Below are 19,039 nucleotides of genomic sequence, written 5' to 3' on the forward strand. Positions count from 1 at the left end.
ATTATGGCTGGGGTGGCAGGATTCGAACCTGCGCATGGCGGTACCAAAAACCGCTGCCTTACCGCTTGGCTACACCCCAGCATGCCGCGCTCAGAATTACCGTTATCAGTCGCGGGGCGCTCCCTATAGCGCGTTGCGAGGGGATGTGAAGGGGGTTCCGATGCCTAAATGGTGGCAACTGCGCGCCGCGCTGATAAATCCGCTTCGATTTGCATGATGGCGCGCCTGTCTATGCGATAGAAACCCAGAGCAATCACTGCCGGGATCAGCAAGGCCGCAGGAATCAAGGCAAAAGCAATCTGAATGCCTGCAAGCGCGCTTTCCGTCTGGGCGGCGTCACTTACGAAGCCGGTAAAGCCAAGCACAAAGCCGGGAATGGCAGAGCCGAAACTGATCCCGGCCTTCACGCCAAACACCGATGCTGCGATCACCAGCGCGGTCATCTGGCGGTTCGCCTTCCAGTCGATGAATTCCGCAATATCGGTGAACATCGCAAAGGACAGCACCATCAGCATCCCAAAGCCGATCCCGACGCCATATTGCACTGCGGTTTGTGGCCACACAGCATCGAGGGGGAGAAAGTAGAAGACAGCGATCATCATCGCTTTCAGCAATCCAGCGGCAATCAGCAGATGCGATTTCTCAAACCAGCGCTGCAAAATGCTGCCGATGATCACACCGGTCACCTGACCTACGGCCAGCGCGGTCAGGAACAGGGCAGGGCGGTCAAAGAACAGGAATACAGGTGCCCCATCATCGCCAACGACATAGCGGAAAAAGAACGGCGCGCTGCCCGCACGCGAGGCAATCGCTGTCACGCCAAGGATTGCGGCGATGGCCACGGCAACCCACGGACCTGTGCGGAGCAAAACGCTAACGTCGCCGGAGATGGAGCCGTTGATTTCCGCCGGGGGGATACGTTCCCGCGTAGTTGCAAAGGTCGTCAGCAGGCAAGCGACGGACACAGCCCCAATACAGCTGATGGTCAGCAGTATGCCGAGCTTTTCGTCTCCTGCGCCCAACACGCGGACCAATGTCGTGCCGAGCGCGCCGAACAGGATACCGCCGAGCGCGGAGAAGAACATGCGAAACCCTGTGACATTGGCGCGGACCTTGGAAGATGGCGAAATCACACCAAGCAGCCCGCCATAAGGCACATTGACGGCAGTGAAGGCGAGCATGGACAGCGAATAGGTCGCATAGGCCCAGCCAAGCAATGCGGCATCGCCCCAGTCTTCAGGCGCGTTGAAGACCAGCACTATACTCAGCGCGAGCGGGATTGGGCCGAACAGAAGGTACGGGCGATAGCGGCCCCAGCGCGTGCGCGTGCGGTCTGATATCACACCCATCATCGGGTCAGTGATGGCGTCGATCAGCTTGGTTATGAGCAGCATCAAGCCGATCGCAGCCGGTGCCAGCCCGCCCAGATCGACAAAGTAATAGAGCAGGTAATAGCCGAAAAAGGGCAGGATCAGACCGGAGGCGAGATCGCCGATGCCGTAGCCCAGCTTCTCTCCGAAACCGACGCGTTCATCGCATTTGTCTGGCGCCGCCTGGCTCAATCGCATTTCCTCTCAGCGGCGCATCACCTTGCCGCGATCAATACTTCTTACCATTGAAGTCGGCTGGAGAATGGCGCTCAACCAGCTTTTCGTCGTCTTCGCCCCAGGTCTTGTTGACGATCCGGCCGCGCCGGACACCGGGACGCTCTGCAATCTCGTCCACCCAGCGCTTGACGTTGATGTACTGGTCGATCGAGAGGAAGGTCTTCGCATCATTGTACATCACGCCCCATGTAAACGGCGCGAGCCAGGGGAAAGTTGCCATGTCGGCGATCGTGTAATCATCGCCAGCGAGGAAGCGTGTCTTAGCCAGGCGCTGGTCAGCGACATCGAACAGCCGCTTGGTCTCCATTGAATAGCGATTGATCGGATATTCGTACTTCTCCGGCGCATAAGCGTAGAAGTGGCCAAATCCCCCGCCGATGAAGGGTGCGCTGCCAACCTGCCAGAACAGCCAGCTCAGCGTTTCTGCGCGCTTTGCGGGGTCGGTTGGCAGGAAGGCTCCGAACTTCTCTGCGAGGTGCATCAGGATTGCGCCGGATTCAAACACGCGGATTGGGGTGTCGCCGCTGCGGTCGACGAGGGCGGGGATCTTCGAATTGGGATTGATCCCAACAAAGCCGCTGGTGAACTGGTCCTGCTCCATGATGTCGATGGTAAAGGCGTCATACTCCGCGCCGGAATGGCCGGCTTCGATCAGCTCCTCAAGCATGATCGTGACCTTGACGCCATTAGGCGTTGCGAGCGAATAGAGCTGGAAGGGGTTATCACCGACCGGCAGGTCTTTCTGTGTACGCGCTCCAGCAGTCGGACGGTTGATTCCAGTGAACCGGCCAGCCTCGTTATTTTCGGGGGTCCAAACAGCGGGGGGCGTGTAAGTGGGGTCAGCCATTGGGAAGGGCTCCTTTTGCGTTGGGCTCGCTTGTGTTGTTCGCTAAGTGGCGAATAGGGGTTACGGGCACAAGTGGCGTGGCAGGCGATAAGCGGGTAATATTCGCTACGCGATAGCCAAGCAGCGGTTTGCAGCCACCAAAAACAGGCTTGCGATGAGTATCCTTTTGGGATACCTGCTGGTCATGCATTTGGCTGGACACAAGATCAGAACCTGGCGCGAAGCTCAGGATCCGCCACTTTCGGCAGAAGAGTTCGGCGCGCAATATGGCTATCCCAATGCCTGGCCCAGCCGCACCGTCTACGGCTGGGAAGCCAAGGGCAAGGTTGCCCGCGCGCCTGTCCAACAACGTTTGTCCAACCTCGGAATTTGTGAACCAAAAGATTGGGTTACCCCATTAGAGGGCGATGGTTCAGCTGAGGGCGCGAGTCAAGAGAAGAGCGCCAGGCAGGCAGGAAGCGGAGCCAGCGGTATTCACCCGTTCTTCGATATTCACACGCATGGGTTCGTCCGTGTCGCCACCAGCACACCGCGGGTTCGGACCGCCGATGTCGCCTATAATGCGCAAGGGATACTCGAGCAGGCGAGGCACGCAGCTGAGCGTCATGTCGACCTGTTGCTCTTCCCCGAATTGTCGCTCTCGTCCTATGCGCTCGACGACCTGCATCTGCAGGCCGCGCTGCTCGAAGCGGTGGAGCTGCACCTCGCAGAGATCGTCGAGGCCAGCAAGGATATCGCGCCGGTCATGGTCATCGGCGCGCCGCTCCGCCGCAATGGCCGGATCTACAATTGTGCGGTTGTGATCGTGCGCGGACGCATCCTCGGCGTGGTGCCCAAGAGCTTTCTGCCCAATTACCGCGAATATTACGAGAAGCGCTGGTTCGCCCATGGCCGCGACTGCATCGGGCTCACGATGGATCTGTGCGGCGTGGAGGTTCCCTTCGGAACCGACCAGATTTTTGCGGCGGAGAACCTGCCCGGCTTCACTTTCGGGATCGAGATTTGCGAGGACGTCTGGGCGCCCGAACCGCCGGGTACCAGAGCAGCGCTCGCAGGGGCTGTGATCCTGCTCAACCTGTCTGCCTCGAACATCACCATCGGTAAGTCGGACGAGCGGCACATGCTGTGCCGCGCCAGTTCCGCGCGCGCGATCTGCGCGTACGCCTATTCCGCCAGCGGCCACGGCGAAAGCACGACAGACCTGTCATGGGACGGGCAGGGAATGATCTACGAGCTTGGCGATCTGATGGCGGAAGGGGAGCGGTTCGATCTTCACCCGGAGCTTTGCATCGCCGATATCGATACGCAGCGTTTGCTAGCTGAGCGGATGCGGATGCAGACCTGGAACGATGCGGCGGAAGCTGCGGGCCATCCGGCGGACCATTATCGCCGCGTGAGCTTTACCCATGAGCCTGCAGGTGGAGATATCGGGCTGGAGCGGGCAATCCGGCGCTTCCCGTTCGTGCCGAACCGCCGCGAGAAACTCGACGAGGATTGCTACGAGGCCTTCAATATCCAGGTTGACGCGCTGATGCGGCGGATCGAGGCGACCAATCCGAAGTGTCTGACCATCGGCATTTCAGGCGGCCTCGACAGCACCCATGCTCTGATTGTAGCAGCCAAGGCGATGGACCGACTTGGCCGGCCGCGCAGCGATATCCGCGCGTATACCATGCCCGGATTTGCTACGTCTGAAGGAACCAAGTCCAACGCATGGCACCTGATGGAGGCCTTCGCCACCACAGCGCAGGAAATCGACATTCGCCCGACCGCGCGCACCATGCTGGAAAACATCGGCCATGCTTTTGCCGCCAAGGGAGATAAGAGGGGCGAGCCGGTCTATGATGTGACGTTCGAGAATGTGCAGGCGGGCCTCAGAACCGATTACCTGTTCCGTCTGGCGGGTCAGCATGGCGGTTGGGTGATCGGAACCGGCGATCTGTCAGAGCTGGCGCTGGGCTGGTGCACCTATGGCGTGGGCGATCACATGAGCCATTATGGGGTCAATTCAGGCGTTCCCAAGACGCTGATCCAGTACCTCATCCGCTGGACTATCGCGACGAACCAGTTCGACAAACGGGTCGACGCCGTGCTGGAAGACGTTCTTAATACCGAGATCAGCCCTGAACTTGTACCCGCCGATGCAGACGGCAAGATCCAGAGCACGCAGGACATCATCGGGCCCTACGAGCTCAACGATTTCTTCCTGCATCACATTATCCGCTGGGGCCACAAGCCGAGCCACGTCGCTTTCCTCGCCTGGCATGCGTGGAAGGATTCGGGCGTAGGACATTGGCCATTCGATTTTCCGGAGGAGGCGAAGAACGAATACGATCTTGCCAAAATCCGTCACTGGCTGGAGAAATTCCTCAAGCGGTTCTTCGGCTTCAGCCAGTTCAAGCGCAGCGCCTTGCCCAATGGCCCGAAGGTCAGCGCTGGCGGCGCGCTATCCCCGCGCGGGGACTGGCGCGCTCCGTCCGACGCGGTTGCGGAGGTTTGGTTGAGCGAATTGGACAAGAACTTACCTTAACGCCCTCAGGTCATTCCCCTATTCGATTAGAGGGATATCCAAACCTAGCCCCCTTAAAGCGCGACCCGTTGCTGGTTCGGCAGTCTCGCTCGTTTTACGTTTACTGACGAGCCGAGCCATTGCGGATGTCGCCATCTCGATTGATTTAGGGGAGGAAGAACCCTTGGAAATGCAAATCTGGCTGGCGGTTGCGATCGTGCTGGTCACCGGAATGCAGATCGGGTTCCTGTTTCTCGAAGCAGGGCTGGTTCGCTCAAAGAACAGCATTAACGTCGCTCTCAAGAACATCGCCGACCTGGCCCTTGCGCTGCTCGCCTATTCCTTTTTCGGGGCTGCGATCATGTTTGCCTCGGGCGGTAGTCTTATCGGCTTCGACCTGACTTATGTCGGTTATGATGATCAGTCCGAAGTGATCATGTTCCTCATGCTGCAAGCGCTGTTTTGCGGAACGGCCGCGACTATCGTGTCCGGGGCGGTGGCGGAACGTACCCAGTTTACATCCTATCTCATCCTCACGCTCCCGCTTACTGCTCTGATCTATCCGATCATCGGCCATTGGACCTGGGCAAGCCTGCTGCCCGGTGGTGAGAACCGTCCGGGCTGGCTTGAAGCGATTGGTTTCATCGATCACGCCGGCTCAAGTATCGTTCATATGACCGGCGGAGTTGCCGCTTTGGCAGTGCTGATGGTCATCGGCCCTCGAATGAAGCGATTCGATCCCGACGGCGGTGTTCGTCCGGTTCAGGGGCACAACCCCGTGCTCGCTGGAGCAGGCGCGCTGATGCTGCTGGTCGGCTGGCTTGGATTCAATTCGGGTGGCCTGACACCGGGAAGCGACGAATTCGCCCGCGCAATTGCCAACACACTGCTTGCTGGTGCCGGCGGGTGTCTCGCAGCCTGTATCGCTGGGCATCTGAATGAAGGCTACTTCAGAGTGGATCGGTTGATCAACGGGCTCCTCGTCGGGCTTGTGGCCATCACTGCGAGCGCGCCTGTTGCAAGCGCAATCAGTGCTTCGCTGCTGGGTCTCGTTGCAGGTGCTGCATCGGTCCATGTCGCCAACTATCTCGAACGGAACCTGAAGATCGACGATGCAGTCTATGCAGTCGCTGTGCACGGTTTTGGCGGAGTGATCGGGACGCTTGCCGTACCGCTGGTTCTGCGACCGGGCATCGGCACACTCGGAATTTTCGAACAGTTTGCGGTTCAGGCACTAGGGGTAGTTGTTATTGGCGGTTTCACCTTTGCTTCGATGTACGCGATGGCTTACCTGATGCATCAGCGGGGCAAGTTGCGCGTATCGCGGGAAGTCGAGGAGCATGGGCTCAACTTTGCCGAGCACGGAGCCACCCTTGGCAGTCTTGCGCTGGCCCGCATGCTGGAGGACATCAATCGCGGGCAGGCTGATCTCAGCAGCAGGTTTGAATTTGAACCGATGGAAGAAGGCAGCGAAATAGCGGAAGCGCTCAACACCTTTCTCGCCAGCGTGGAAAGTGCCGAGCGCGCCGCAGATGCAGAGCTCAAGAAACTTATCGTCGAGGAACGCGATCGGGCTGACAGAACCGAACATCTGATGCGCCAGTTCCAGGCGGACTTTGCAGCGATGGTTGCCGAACTCAAGGCCCATTCGAACGCTCTGGCGCAGGGCTCGATTACTCTGAGCGAGCAGTCCCAGACTTCCGGGGGACTGGTAGAGCAAGTCCGTGATCAAGCGGGCCAGACAGTGAGGATCGCTGAACAGATGTCGGAAGGAGCCAGGCAGCTGGCCACTGCGCTTGAGGCTGTCGGAGCCAAGGTGGCGCAAGCCAACCGGGCAAGTGAACGGGCTGGCGAGGCTAGCCGCAAAGGGGCGGAAATCGCCAGCACTCTGGAAAGCTCCACCGGTGCGATCGGCAAGCTGGTGGCCATGATCCAGAACATATCAGACCAGACAAAGCTCCTGTCGCTCAATGCGAAAATCGAAGCCGTGCGAGCTGGCGATGCTGGCAAGGGCTTCACCGCGGTCTCCGCTGAAGTCAATCAACTGGCGCAGCAAACCGAAGCCGCCTCGGATGAGATCGGCAGGATTGTCGAATCCTTGCAAACGCTCATCGGGAGTTCGATCGCCCAATTCCGCGCTATCGACAAGGACATCGATTTCGTACGCTGCGTTGCTGCTGATGCGCAAGATTCAGCTCAAGCCCAGCGCCAGACATCGAGCGAGCTCGCAAGGCTCATTGGCGCAGCGAAGGAACAGGCACTGGGCAACGGGGTAGCGGTTTCCAAGGTGACCGACAATTTCAAGCGCTCGCTTGAGACAATCGGTGCCATTGATGGTTCGGCGCAAGGTCTTGAAGGGCTTGCCATGCGAATTGACGGCGAGGTCCAGGCACTGACCGCCCGTATCACAGAGACTTCTGGCAGGGAGTAGCCCCGGCGGGCGAAGTCAGGCAGCGTCGACGAGGACGAGCTCGCTATCTTCGAGCGCCGTGATGGTTATGCTTTCAAGCTGGGTGATTGCGACACCATCGCGCGCCTTGGCCTGAATGCCATCGGCGCCGCCTTCAATTCGCACCGTGCCCGTTGCTGGCACGAGATACAGGTGGCGCGACGCATCGCTGGGCGCATAGGTCACGCTCTCACCGGCCTTCACGGTTGCGCCGAGCACGCGGGCATTGGTGCGGATCGCCAAGGCACCTGCGGCGGCATCGTCGTCGTTCGCGACACCGCTTGCGAGCGGCACGAAGGCTCCGGCGCGATCATCCTTGGGGAACCTGCGAGCGCCCCAACTTGGGGCTCCGCCGCGCTCGTCGGGAATGATCCAGATCTGGAACAGCGTGGTTTCCTCGTCTTCCAGATTGAATTCGGAGTGCTGCACGCCGCTGCCTGCGCTCATCACCTGGACATCGCCCGCTTCGGTGCGGCCTTCATTACCCATGCTGTCACGGTGGGTGATCGCGCCTGTGCGAACATAGGTGATAATCTCCATTTCGCTGTGGGGATGGGTGGGAAAGCCGCTCATGGGCGCGATGGTGTCATCGTTCCACACGCGCAAGGAACCCCAATGGACCCGCGCAGGATCGTGGTAGCTTGCGAAAGAAAAGTGATGATGCGCATCGAGCCAGCCATGGTTGGCTGCACCAAGCGTACTGAAGGGACGAAGTTCGATCATGGAAAAGTCTCCAATCCTTGTGTTGGAAAGGATATGGGGCTTCGTCGCCCGGCTTTGTATCAGTGATTTGCGTTCACTGTGTTCGCTTCTGTCGCTCGTGCGAATATCGTGCGAGGATCGCCTGCCTGCCAAACCGCATATTTCGGCATGATCGCCTTGAAGAGGTCGGAGGCGAGATGACCTTCCAGCCAGCGCTGCAGCTGTGGCAAATCCTGCGCATCGAACCAGCCGCGATCGGTGTTGGCGAATTGGCGGATAAAAGGGAAAAGCGCGATGTCGGTCATAGTCCGCGTGTCGCCGCAAAGTTGCGGCAGATTTGTCAGCTGTCTATCGAGGTCTGACAGTATCTCGAGGCCATCTGCGCGGTGCTTCAAACGGAATGCCTCTTCATCGCCGCCAGTCTCATCCGGATAGCGCGTCGGATATTTGTACCGGTCGAGATGATGCTTGAACGGCCCGTCATTGCGCGCGATCAGCGCTGCGTCGACGCCCTTGAGCCACCCCTCGGGGTCATTCTGTGCCAAGGCCCAGCGCATCACGTCGAGGCTCTCGTCGATCACCGTCCCATCGGGCAAGACGAGTACAGGAACGGTCGCCTTTTCAGAGGCTTCGATCAGCTCAGCCGGCTTGTTCGCGAGCTTGACTTCGCGCAGTTCGCACGTCGTTCCGCTCACCCACAGCGCCATGCGTGCGCGCATCGCGTAGGGGCAACGACGGAAGGAATAGAGGATCGGAAGCGTGCTCATTCCTCTTCTGGTGACGCCCTATCTTCTTGGGCGCCCACATGGGTTGTTCCGCGCTTCTTCGCGAGCTGTTGCTGGCGTTGCCGCTCGGCATAGCGAGCGCGCTGCGTTTCGCTGCGCTCGTCAATGCAATGGGGGCAGCTTACGCCTTCTTCCCATGCGGGGGACGCCTTGTCTTCTTCCGTCACCGGGCGGCGGCAGGCGAAACAGAGCGAGTAGTCACCTTCTTCAAGGCCATGTTTGACGGTGACGCGTTCGTCGAACACGAAGCAGTCGCCTTCCCACAGGCTTTCTTCCGCAGGTACTGTTTCGAGGTATTTGAGGATGCCCCCCTTCAAGTGATAGACCTCGTCTACGCCCTCTTGGCGCAGAAAACTGGTGGATTTTTCGCATCTTATTCCGCCGGTGCAGAACATCGCGACCTTCTTCTTGCCCTCGAGCAGTTCCTCGCGGTGGGTGCGGAACCAGGCGGGAAATTCGCGGAAGGACTTGGTGTGCGGATCGACCGCGCCCTGAAAGGTCCCGACGCCGACTTCATAGTCATTGCGGGTGTCGATCACGACGACATCGGGGTCAGAGATCAGCGCATTCCAGTCATGCGGATCGACATAGCGCCCGACGCTGGCGGTGGGGTCAATGTTCGGCTCGCCCATGGTGACAATCTCGCGCTTCAGCCGCACTTTCATGCGGTTGAACGGCATTTCGCTGGCAAACGAATATTTGACTTCGAGATTTTCGCAGCCGTGCAGGGTGCGAATATGCTCCACCACCTGCGCGATGGCATTCTCGCTGCCGGCAATGGTGCCGTTGATCCCTTCCTTTGCGAGCAGAAGCGTGCCCTTCGTGCCGACTTCCTCGCACAGGGCTAGCAGCGGTGCCTTGATCGCTTCAAGATCATCGAACGGCGTGAACTGATAGAGCGCTGCGACGGTGATCGACGGCGTTTTCGACATCAGAATCAAGCCAGCTTCATCACCCAGCCATGGGTGTCTTCGATTGCGCCGTTCTGGATGCCGACGAGCTTCTCGCGGATTTTCATGGTCATCTGACCCGGCCCGCCTGAGCCAATCTCGAACTCGCCATCAGCGCTGGCTACCTTGCCGACCGGGGTCACGACCGCAGCCGTGCCGCATGCCATAGTCTCCAGCAGTTTGCCCGACGCTGCATCCTCGCGCCATTGGTCGATCGAATACATCTCTTCGGAAACGCTCAAACCTTCCTCGCGCAGCAGTGTGATGAGACTGTCGCGGGTAATGCCGGGCAGGATCGTGCCGGTGAGCGGGGGCGTGATGACGCGGCCATCGTCGAAAACGAAGAACAGGTTCATGCCGCCCAACTCCTCGACCCATTTGCGCTCGACCGCATCGAGGAACAGCACCTGGTCATGCCCCTTGGCAAAGGCCTGTCCGGTCGGAACAAGGCTCGCCGCATAGTTGCCGCCGCACTTTGCTGCGCCGGTACCGCCGGGGGCCGCGCGGGTGTATTCGGACTGCCAGATGGAAACGGGCTTCACGCCGCCCTTGAAATAGCTGCCGGCGGGGCTCGCAATGATAATGAACTTGTATTGCTTGGCCGGACGCACGCCGAGGAAGGCTTCCGTCGCAATCATGAAGGGGCGCAGGTAAAGCGACCCGCCTTCGACGCTCGGGAACCAGTCGCGGTCGATCGCGACCTGCTGCCTGACTGCTTCGAGGAAAAGATCTTCCGGCAGGTTCGGCATCGCCAGACGATCCGCCGAGGCATTGAACCGACGCGCATTCTGTTCGGGACGGAACAACGCGGTACTGCCGTCGGCCTGCTTGTACGCCTTCATGCCTTCGAAGATTTCCTGCGCATAGTGCAGCACGCTCGCCGCGGGATCGAGGGTGAGCGGCTGGCGCGGCCCTACCGCGGCAGAATGCCATCCGCCTTTCGCTTCGTCATAATCGATGGTGACCATGTGGTCGGAAAACAGCGTTCCGAAACCAGGGGCCTTGAGCGCTTCATCGCGCGCCGCTGCAGGAGTCGGCGCGGGGTGAGGGATATGCGTGAATTCCATGCTGCTGCGCGTAATGCCAGCGAACAGATTTTTCAAATGAGAAAGGCGGCACCGCCCGTCGGGGTACCGCCTTTCGCATGGTCAGCGGCCGGAAGTGCCGCTCACGTAGCCTTACTCGGCAAGGAAATGTTACCGAATATGCTCCGTAGGGATCTTCACCGACCTCGCTACTGAACCATGAGACATCGGATCACCTCCTTTCGCGCTATTTAGCCAAGACCCCATCATGTCACTGGGGGCCGAGTACTGCGTTCGCCGCTGAACTCATGGGTAAATTGAGTCGATTCGCGCTTTAAAACAAGGCTTGAAAAATACTTATCCCACGTCAGAATAGAAAGTTGTTGCCCGCGAGATGACTCGCGGGTCTTTCTTTATCTGCAATCCTCGATAACGCGCGTGACTTCTGCCCAGCCGGGCAGGTAAAGTACCGGCGATCCCGGCACTCGAAGGGCGAAATTTCCCTTGGTCACGGCCATCGCATCCAGCAAGCGGTCATTTGCGTTGACTTCTGCGGCGAGGAGCGGCTGCGCGCTTTCACGCTGCGTTGCCTGCAGTGTGCGGCCCATGGTCTCAGTGCGAATGTCCAGCGACAGCGTCCGAGCGCTGGTGCCGAATATCCCTATTCCGACTTTGCGCGTGTTGAGGTCGCACCGGATGATCGCACGCATCTCCTGTTGGTTCGCACCATAAAGCGCGAAAGTCTCGCCCGCTTCCTGGACATAGGTCCAGTCGCCTGGCGTGCGCGGCTGGTCCATCCAGTTATCTGGCATTTCCGCCAACAGTGAAGCTTGCGCAGAAGTGGGCGCTGAGGGCGGCGCTGCGCGGGCGGGCTGGGGAGTAGCCGTGGTTGCGGGGGCTTGCGGGTTACTCGCTGGCAGAGGCTGCGGGCTTTGACTTGTCGCAGGGACCGGACCGCCCGAACTCGGGGTCGATGACGCGGGCACATCGACTGCGGGGATACATGCGGCGAGGGTGAAACTTAGCGCCACAGCGCCGCTGAAGTGCAAAAGGATCGGTTTCATGCTGCTTCAATGCGCGCTAACGGCTTAATCGTCCATGGCCAAAAAGCCCGAGAAACAACGAATCGACCAAATGCTCGTGGAGCGCGGTCTGGCGGAGAGCCGGACCCGTGCGCAGGCGCTCATCATGGCGGGCCTTGTTTTTTCAGGCGAGACCAGGCTCGCAAAACCGGGCCAGCAACTGGCGAGCGATGCTCCGCTGAAGGTGCGCGGGCGCGATCATCCCTGGGTCAGCCGGGGGGGAATCAAGCTCAGCGCGGCGATCGAGCACTTCGGGCTTGATCCGGCAGGGGCGGTCGCGATGGATATTGGCAGTTCGACCGGGGGCTTCACCGATGTGCTGTTGCAGAAAGGGGCGAGCCACGTCTTTGCGGTCGATTCGGGCACCAACCAACTGGCCTGGAAGCTGCGACAGGATGAGCGCGTGACAGTGCTTGAGCAGACCAGCGCGCGAATTCTCACGCCGGAGATCATCGACCGCCCGTGCAATTGGGTGGTGTGCGATGCGAGTTTTATCGGCCTTGCCAAGGTGCTCGAGCGTCCGTTGGAGCTCGCCGCTTCCCGATGTCAGCTGGTCGCGCTGATCAAGCCGCAATTCGAGGTTGGCCGCGAGGAAGTGGGCAAGAAAGGCGTGGTAAGCGATCCAGCCTTGCACGAGCGGGTGTGCGATGAAGTGCGCGCATGGCTGGAACAATCGGGCTGGCGCGTCACCGGGATCGTTGAAAGCCCGATCACAGGCCCTGAAGGAAATGTCGAATTCCTGATTTCAGCCTCCCGCAGCTAACCATCCCCATAGTTTCCACATTCCACTGGCCCGATCCGGCACAGCGATTTTGCGCGTCATTGCGCAGCGTGTATTTGCCGTTCAACTAACGAGTTAGCTGCCGAATCGCACATCCAGCAGGAGCTTCAATGAACGTCATCGCATCCAAAGGTCAGCTTCGAGCCAGCTTTATGCGGTGGGCCCTGTTTACCGTGCCACTCTTGGTTCTGCTTGGCTATCTGGGTGGGCAGGCTGGATCGCCGGATACCTTCTGGTTCCGCTCGCTGGTCAAGCCGGAAGTGTTTCCGCCTCCGGCCGTGTTCGGCATCGTCTGGACGATCCTTTACATCATGATTGGGCTTGCATTGGCGATGGTGGCGTCAGCTTGGGGCGCAAGTGGACGCGGTGTTGCGCTGGTGCTGTTTGCAATCCAGCTCGCGCTCAACCTTTCGTGGACTTACGCCTTCTTCGGCATGCAAAGCATTCAGAATGGCCTTATCGTGATCGGCTCGCTGAGCGTTGTCCTCATCGCGACAGTGATCGCGTTCTGGCGCGTTCGCCGCGCCGCCGCTTTGCTCATGCTGCCGTATCTTGCCTGGGTGCTGTTCGCGACCTTCCTCAATTACGAGTTTCTGCGCGCAAACCCGGACGGCGGGATGCAGGAGCGCCCTGCTGAAACGCAGCGGATCGAACTCTAGATTTTCGCACGCCCCTCCGGGCGCGCGTCCTCGGCGCTATTCCCTCCGCCCGAAACGAGTTCGTGCTGCGGGGCGCCTGCGGGCGGGCGGTCGCCCTTGTGGCTCGCTGGTCGCTCGCCGATTGAACCAGGTTTACGGTTATTCTGCTCTTGCCATTGAGGGCGTGCATCGCCATTTGTCGGAAATGCAGAGCAAGAACCCGATGATCGCCGATTTCGTGAAACTCGCCAACAGCGCTGCGGGGGCCTTTGCGGGCATGACCCGCGAGGCACGCGAAAGCGCGCGCGACCGTTTGAAGGAAGCGATGGGGGGCATGGATTTCGTGACGCGCGAAGAATTCGACACGGTCAAGGCGATGGCCGCCAAGGCGCGGGAAGAAAACGAAGCGTTGGCTGAGCGGATCGCTGAGCTCGAAGCCAAGCTCGCCAAGAAGGCTTAATCCAGCAAATAGAGGCGAATGGCAGGGTCCTCCTTCCACGCGGCATCAGCCAGCCGGAACCCGGCATTGTCCAACAGCGCTATCGAGCGGGTGTTTTCCGAGTAAACGGTCGCGCGGATCGGCTTGAGGCCTGTCTGCCGGGCATAGCCTATTAGCGCCGCCAGCAGTTCCGTGCCAAAACCCTTACCCCACGCCGACCGTTCGAAGCCATAGATGATCTCCGGCTCTTCGTCGTCGGGGCGGGCGATCCCTGCCCAGCCGATCACACGTTCGCTTACCCGTTCGACCACCGCGCCGGTGCCATTGCCGTGCCTTGCCAGATTGGCGCGCGAATTGCGCATCCACAGGGTCGCCTCCTCAGCCGCAAGGGAATTTCCCTCTCCCACGAAGCGGGCTACCATCGGATCGGCAAAGATCTCCACCATGCGCGGTGCATCCTCTGCGCAGAACGGACGGATCTGCAGCCGCGCAGTTTCGAGCTTGCTGTTGTGGATCATGCTGCCACTTTCGCCGAGGTGGCCCAGCCGTCAAGCTTTCGCTCGACGAACAGCGCGGCTAGGACGACTGACATGCATTTGCGCGCACCCGCTATCCTCGTTTCTACCCGTGCCCATGGCGAGACCGCTTCGATCGCGCGGCTGCTCACCGAAGAATACGGACTTGTTGCCGGTTACGTCGCGGGCGGGCGCGGCCGCACCCTTCGTCCCGTTCTCATTCCTGGCAATGTTGTCGAAGCGGATTTGCGCGCCCGTTCGCAGAGCCAGCTGCCCTTCCTGAAAGTGGAACTGGTGGAAAGCCGCGGACCATGGCTCACTGAGCCGCTGACGGCGGCTGCTCTCCAGTGGGTTTGCGCCTTGACCGCGACGGCTCTCCCGGAACGCAATCCCTATCCTTCGCTTTACTCAGCGCTGGGCGCGCTGCTTGATGCGCTGTGCAATGCGCCCTCAGCGCGGCAATGGTTGCCGGGCCTGATCGCTTACGAAAGCCTTCTGCTGCGCGAGCTTGGTTATGGCGGGGAGCGGCCTCAGACCAGCGATGACCTGAAAGATTTGCTTGGATCGCTGCAGCAATTGCGAGGGCCGTTGGCGCAGTACCTGCTTGCTGACCGGCGAGGCGATGTTATGGGGGCGCGCACATTGCTTGAACAGCGGCTTGCCCGCATGACTACCTGAGAGTTTGGTATCATGAAAATTGCAGTCCTGCCCGGTGACGGGATCGGTCCAGAAGTCACCGCAGAAGCGCTCAGGGTGCTGGATGCGCTCGAGCTTGAAGGCCTTGAGTTGACGCATGGCGAAGTCGGCGCAGCCGGATATCGCGCAAAGGGCCATCCGCTCCCGCCGGAAACGCTGGCGCTGGCGCGCGAAGCCGATGCAATCCTGTTTGGCGCAGTGGGCGATCCGGCTTGCGATGATATCGAGCGGCACTTGCGGCCAGAACAGGCCGTCCTCGGCCTGCGCAAGGAGCTCGGCCTGTTCGCCAATCTGCGCCCGGCCAAGGCGTTTGCTGGTCTGGAAGGCATGTCTGCGCTGCGCCCGGATGTGGCGCGCGACATTGATCTCGTCATCGTGCGCGAGCTGACGGGAGATGTCTATTTCGGCGAGAAAAAGCGCGAGATTCTGCCGGATGGCCGCCGGATCGGCTGGGACCGGATGAACTATGCCGAAGACGAAGTACGGCGGATCGCGCATGTCGCTTTTCGCACGGCAGAAGGGCGCGGCAAGCGCGTGACCAGCGTCGACAAGGCCAATGTGCTGGAAACCAGCCGGTTGTGGCGCGAAGTGGTCGAGGAGGTCGCCAGTGAGTATCCCGAAATCGCGCTTGAACACATGTATGTCGACAATGCCGCGATGCAGCTGGTCAAGGCGCCCGGCGCGCTCGACGTTGTCCTGACTGGCAACCTGTTCGGCGATATCCTCTCAGATCAGGCGAGCATGTGTGTCGGTTCCATCGGCCTGCTGGCAAGTGCATCGCTTGGCGATCGAACCACAGATCACGGCACATTCGGCCTGTACGAGCCCATTCATGGCAGCGCGCCTGATATCGCCGGGCAGGGCAAGGCTAACCCGATGGCGACGATCCTGTCCGTGGCCATGATGCTGCGTCATTCCTTCGCACTGGAACCCGAAGCGGCCCGGATCGAGGCCGCTGTTGCTGCGACATTGGCTGACGGAGTGCTTGGCGGCGATCTCGGGGGGAGCACGGGAACAAGCGAAATCGGCGAAGCCGTGGTTAGCAGACTGATAACTACATCTTGAGAATTTCGCCCTAAGTGCGATGGTCATGAATGTGATGCAAGCCACCCCTGCAACCAAGAGCCAGAGCAAGGCGCTCGCCCTTGAATTGGCGATCATTTTGCCGACTTTGAATGAGCGCGGAAATCTCGAGCCTTTGGTTGAGCGGATCGAAAGCGCCCTGGGCCAATCGGGCTGGGAAGTGCTGATCGTTGATGACAACTCGGCAGATGGAACTGCTGACGAGGCACGCCGGATTGCGCTATCGGATGGGCGGGTACGGGTGATCCAGCGGATCGGGCGACGCGGCCTCGCCAGTGCGGCGATTGAAGGGTTCTGCGCCACCGCGGCGCCTTATGTCGCTGTCATGGATGCGGACCACCAGCATGATCCGAACCTGCTACCCAAGATGCTTGCTGCGCTGAAGGCAGGTGAGGCTCAAGTGGCTGTGGCGTCACGCTTTGCGCCGGGGGCCAGCACCGAGGATTGGGCGCAGCCGGAGCGTGAGAAACTGTCTGGTGTTGCCAATTCCATCGCCCGCAAGATGACCGGCGTTGAGCTGACAGATCCGATGAGCGGATACTTCATGCTGGAATCAGCCCGTGCGCGAAATCTGGTGCCGCGCCTTTCGGGTATTGGCTTCAAGATCCTGCTCGACCTTCTCGCGACTTCGGAAGAGACGCTGACTGTAAAGGAATTTCCCTTGAACTTTTCTGCGCGCCGCGAAGGTGAAAGCAAACTCGACCGCGCGATCGCGTTCGACTTCCTCGCTGGCCTCTATGACAAGACCTTCGGCAAGGTCATACCGACCCGCTTCGCTCTGTTTGGAACGGTCGGCGCTCTCGGTGTGCTCGTCCACATGGCCGTGCTCGCCAGCGTCCTCTTCATCTTTGAAGAGGCATTTACCGTAGGACAGGCCGCCGCCGTCATCAGCGCGATGAGCTTCAACTTCCTGCTTAACAACTGGCTGACCTACCGCGATCAGCGGATCAAGGGCGTCGGATCAATGATCAAGGGCTGGATCGGCTTCTGTCTGACCTGCGCGGTCGGCGGGTTTGCCAATGTCGCCATTGCAACATTCCTTGAATCGCAAGGCTTGTTGTGGGTCTTCGCCGCGCTCGCCGGGATCCTTGTCGGTTCTGTCTGGAACTACGCGCTGTCGAGCCGGTTCGTCTGGGGCCGGTTTTGAGCCGTTCTTAGCGCCAACTGGGGAGCCAGGTGTAAGTCGCGAAACCGCGCTCCGTCTCGAGCGGAGCAGCAGACAGGATCGGATAGAACCATCCAAACAGGACCAGGCTGGCTGCCATCACCCCGCCGACAAGAGCGTGCCGCCCGCTTTGCCACAGAGCGTCGAGCGCCAGTGCAAGCGCCGCCAGAAGGAAGCAGCTGGGCAAGAAGTAGTGGTAATAGAACTGTACCGGTTTTGCGGCGAACAGCCACAATCCCATACTGACACCATACCCTGCCACGATGGCAAGTCTCGTCCACTCCCAGTCCCGTAACCCACTGACCAAACACCAGAAAAGCGCTGGAATTCCAAGCAGCATGGTGAGCGGGTTACCAATCAGCATAATGCCGCGCTGAGCGCCGTCGACAGGCTCGTACAAATACCAGATAGCGCGCCAGTTGCTGATCCATTCAGCCGGATTGCTTTGGTAAGGATGGGCCTTGAAGACCTGACTTTGCAGCGCGATCATATGCTCCTGCATTCCCAATAGCCCAAGCGCGGGAAGCGGAGATCCCTGCAGGTTCCACGCAGGAAGAAAAGTCGCGAAATAGACCAGCAGGGGTAACGCGCCAAGCCAAACTCCTGCCTCCCACAAGGAGATCCCCGGAACCGGAATGCCCCGGGTGCTTGTGACAAGGCGGCGGCGATGCGCTGCGATCCTTGCGACAAGGAACGCGATTCCAGGCAGTATCGCAAGCGGAACTGCATTCCACTTGCTCGCCATCGCCAGACCCAGTGCAAGGCCCGTCACCGCGAGACGCCAGCGTCCGGTCTCGGGCTCGCGTATCGAACCGGCAAAATGCCAGGCAGCGACGCTCAGCGCGCTCATCATCACGATATCGAGCATTGCGATCCGCGACTGGACGAAGAGCACAAAGCCGCTCGCCATCAGCAAGCCGAAAGCAATCGTGGCGAAGCGGGATCCAGAGGCAAACCACATTGCGCGCATGGTCGCGAACAATCCGATACCGCCTGCAAGCAAGGGCACGATCCGCCAGCCCAAAGCGGTGTCGCCGAAGACGGCAATCGCCATGGCGATCAATTGCTTGGCAAAGAGCGGGTGCTCCTGATTGAGGTATCTGCCGCCTTCCAAGAGTTCCCTTGCTGCGGGCACATAGTGCACTTCGTCGAAATAGTACGAGGACGGGATCGTCAGGCGAACTGCAGCCAGGACCAGGAAGGCGAGCGCAATTGCAAGAGAGACGATCCAGGGGTCAGATTCGTGGGGGATCGGCGTTGCCGGGTGATCTCGTTTAAGGACGGAATGTGGCGAAACAGGACGATCCATGCCTACCGGCGATTAATGCGGCGGCATCAGCTCGGCAAGTCACTCTGCTTCCCGGTGGTCAGCCTGATTGAACGGTCTGCCGCTCGAGCCAGAACAAACGGGCAGTCATGGCGAGCAGAGCGATGCTCGCCGTTGCTGCAACCAGAAACGTCCACAAGGGTATATTCATTCCAACTTGTCGCGCTCGCGGCACGATGAAGAAGAGTGCGATGCTGACTGAGAACAGCAGATCCCACCAGACCTGGATGCCCCACAGGTTCTGCGTGTGGTTTGCCCACAAGATCTCTGCCCCTTCCTGCGTGATGGTGACGGCAGTGAACGCGCCAAATCCCGCGGCAAGGCACGCTGCAATTGCAAAGGAGCCTGTCACTTGACGAGACAGCGCGATGTAAATGAGAACGAGTGCTGTTACGCACAAGCCGGCCAGAGCGAGGACTTCGAATGCAGACATTGGCGA

At 60.0% G+C, this 19,039-nt stretch carries 18 protein-coding genes and 1 tRNA gene; 8 read left to right on the forward strand and 11 right to left on the reverse strand.

All coding sequences use genetic code 11. The features are described 5' to 3' along the window. Positions 1-4: 4 nt before the first annotated feature. The 3 genes from ACG9DO_RS09485 to yghU all read right to left on the reverse strand — a co-directional run bounded on the left by ACG9DO_RS09485 (position 5) and on the right by yghU (position 2,454). Positions 5-79, reverse strand: a tRNA-Gln gene (locus tag ACG9DO_RS09485). Between the two features lie 85 nt (positions 80-164). Then, positions 165-1,568, reverse strand: a complete 1,404-nt coding sequence (locus ACG9DO_RS09490; RefSeq protein WP_394727284.1) for an MFS transporter — start codon at positions 1,566-1,568, stop codon at positions 165-167. 31 nt (positions 1,569-1,599) lie between these two features. Then, the gene (gene yghU / locus ACG9DO_RS09495; RefSeq protein WP_394727286.1) at positions 1,600-2,454 is read right to left on the reverse strand and encodes a glutathione-dependent disulfide-bond oxidoreductase; all 855 of its coding nucleotides are present in this window, start codon (positions 2,452-2,454) and stop codon (positions 1,600-1,602) included. Between the two features lie 154 nt (positions 2,455-2,608). On the opposite strand from yghU, the gene ACG9DO_RS09500 reads away from it, so the two are divergent. Then, complete coding sequence (locus ACG9DO_RS09500) at positions 2,609-4,984, forward strand: NAD(+) synthase (RefSeq protein ID WP_394727287.1); 2,376 nt, start codon at positions 2,609-2,611, stop codon at positions 4,982-4,984. Positions 4,985-5,153: 169 nt separating this feature from the next. Beyond that, positions 5,154-7,394: a methyl-accepting chemotaxis protein gene (locus tag ACG9DO_RS09505; RefSeq protein WP_394731251.1), complete on the forward strand. Its 2,241-nt coding sequence runs from the start codon at positions 5,154-5,156 to the stop codon at positions 7,392-7,394. A 15-nt stretch (positions 7,395-7,409) separates the two neighbouring features. On the opposite strand, the gene ACG9DO_RS09510 is transcribed toward ACG9DO_RS09505, so the two are convergent. From ACG9DO_RS09510 to ACG9DO_RS09530, 5 genes are all read right to left on the reverse strand, one after another. Next, entirely contained in the window at positions 7,410-8,135 is a 726-nt protein-coding gene (locus tag ACG9DO_RS09510) for a pirin family protein (RefSeq protein WP_394727288.1), read from the reverse strand. 59 nt (positions 8,136-8,194) lie between these two features. Continuing rightward, positions 8,195-8,881, reverse strand: coding sequence for a glutathione S-transferase (locus ACG9DO_RS09515; protein WP_394727290.1), 687 nt, complete (start codon positions 8,879-8,881; stop codon positions 8,195-8,197). Beyond that, the gene (locus ACG9DO_RS09520; protein WP_394727292.1) at positions 8,878-9,831 is read right to left on the reverse strand and encodes a rhodanese-related sulfurtransferase; all 954 of its coding nucleotides are present in this window, start codon (positions 9,829-9,831) and stop codon (positions 8,878-8,880) included. Before ACG9DO_RS09520 ends, ACG9DO_RS09515 begins: the two co-directional genes overlap by 4 nt. Positions 9,832-9,836: 5 nt before the next feature. Beyond that, on the reverse strand, positions 9,837-10,916 hold the full coding sequence (locus tag ACG9DO_RS09525) for a branched-chain amino acid aminotransferase (RefSeq protein WP_394727294.1): 1,080 nt from the start codon (positions 10,914-10,916) through the stop codon (positions 9,837-9,839). 371 nt (positions 10,917-11,287) lie between these two features. Continuing rightward, positions 11,288-11,938 (reverse strand): hypothetical protein, encoded by a 651-nt coding sequence (locus tag ACG9DO_RS09530; RefSeq protein WP_394727296.1) that lies wholly within the window; start codon positions 11,936-11,938, stop codon positions 11,288-11,290. Positions 11,939-11,972: 34 nt separating this feature from the next. On the opposite strand from ACG9DO_RS09530, the gene ACG9DO_RS09535 reads away from it, so the two are divergent. The 3 genes from ACG9DO_RS09535 to ACG9DO_RS09545 all read left to right on the forward strand — a co-directional run bounded on the left by ACG9DO_RS09535 (position 11,973) and on the right by ACG9DO_RS09545 (position 13,835). Further along, positions 11,973-12,719 carry a TlyA family RNA methyltransferase gene (locus ACG9DO_RS09535; RefSeq protein WP_394727298.1) on the forward strand — a complete coding sequence of 249 codons (747 nt, stop codon included), beginning with the start codon at positions 11,973-11,975 and terminating at the stop codon, positions 12,717-12,719. A gap of 128 nt (positions 12,720-12,847) precedes the next feature. After that, the gene (locus ACG9DO_RS09540) at positions 12,848-13,396 is read left to right on the forward strand and encodes a TspO/MBR family protein (RefSeq protein ID WP_394727300.1); all 549 of its coding nucleotides are present in this window, start codon (positions 12,848-12,850) and stop codon (positions 13,394-13,396) included. A 184-nt stretch (positions 13,397-13,580) separates the two neighbouring features. Next, a complete protein-coding gene (locus tag ACG9DO_RS09545; protein ID WP_394727301.1) occupies positions 13,581-13,835 on the forward strand; it encodes an accessory factor UbiK family protein in 255 nt (84 codons plus the stop codon). Here ACG9DO_RS09545 and ACG9DO_RS09550 read toward each other — a convergent pair. Next, positions 13,832-14,332, reverse strand: coding sequence for a GNAT family N-acetyltransferase (locus ACG9DO_RS09550; RefSeq protein ID WP_394727303.1), 501 nt, complete (start codon positions 14,330-14,332; stop codon positions 13,832-13,834). The two genes, ACG9DO_RS09545 and ACG9DO_RS09550, sit on opposite strands and share 4 nt — an antisense overlap. A 72-nt stretch (positions 14,333-14,404) precedes the next feature. Here ACG9DO_RS09550 and ACG9DO_RS09555 point away from each other — a divergent pair, with 72 nt between their 5' ends. Genes ACG9DO_RS09555 through ACG9DO_RS09565 form a run of 3 tightly spaced genes read left to right on the forward strand, consistent with a single transcriptional unit; the run spans position 14,405 to position 17,255 of the window. Next, complete coding sequence (locus ACG9DO_RS09555; protein ID WP_394727305.1) at positions 14,405-15,007, forward strand: DNA repair protein RecO; 603 nt, start codon at positions 14,405-14,407, stop codon at positions 15,005-15,007. 12 nt (positions 15,008-15,019) lie between these two features. Beyond that, on the forward strand, positions 15,020-16,090 hold the full coding sequence (gene leuB, locus ACG9DO_RS09560; RefSeq protein ID WP_394727307.1) for a 3-isopropylmalate dehydrogenase: 1,071 nt from the start codon (positions 15,020-15,022) through the stop codon (positions 16,088-16,090). Between the two features lie 25 nt (positions 16,091-16,115). Then, on the forward strand, positions 16,116-17,255 hold the full coding sequence (locus ACG9DO_RS09565) for a glycosyltransferase family 2 protein (protein WP_394727309.1): 1,140 nt from the start codon (positions 16,116-16,118) through the stop codon (positions 17,253-17,255). Positions 17,256-17,262: 7 nt separating this feature from the next. Here ACG9DO_RS09565 and ACG9DO_RS09570 read toward each other — a convergent pair whose 3' ends face one another. Continuing rightward, positions 17,263-18,582, reverse strand: coding sequence for a phospholipid carrier-dependent glycosyltransferase (locus ACG9DO_RS09570; protein ID WP_394727311.1), 1,320 nt, complete (start codon positions 18,580-18,582; stop codon positions 17,263-17,265). A gap of 58 nt (positions 18,583-18,640) precedes the next feature. Beyond that, complete coding sequence (locus ACG9DO_RS09575) at positions 18,641-19,033, reverse strand: hypothetical protein (RefSeq protein WP_394727313.1); 393 nt, start codon at positions 19,031-19,033, stop codon at positions 18,641-18,643. Positions 19,034-19,039: the final 6 nt, after the last annotated feature.

The organism is Altererythrobacter sp. GH1-8, from assembly GCF_043702085.1.
GTDB lineage: Bacteria > Pseudomonadota > Alphaproteobacteria > Sphingomonadales > Sphingomonadaceae > Erythrobacter.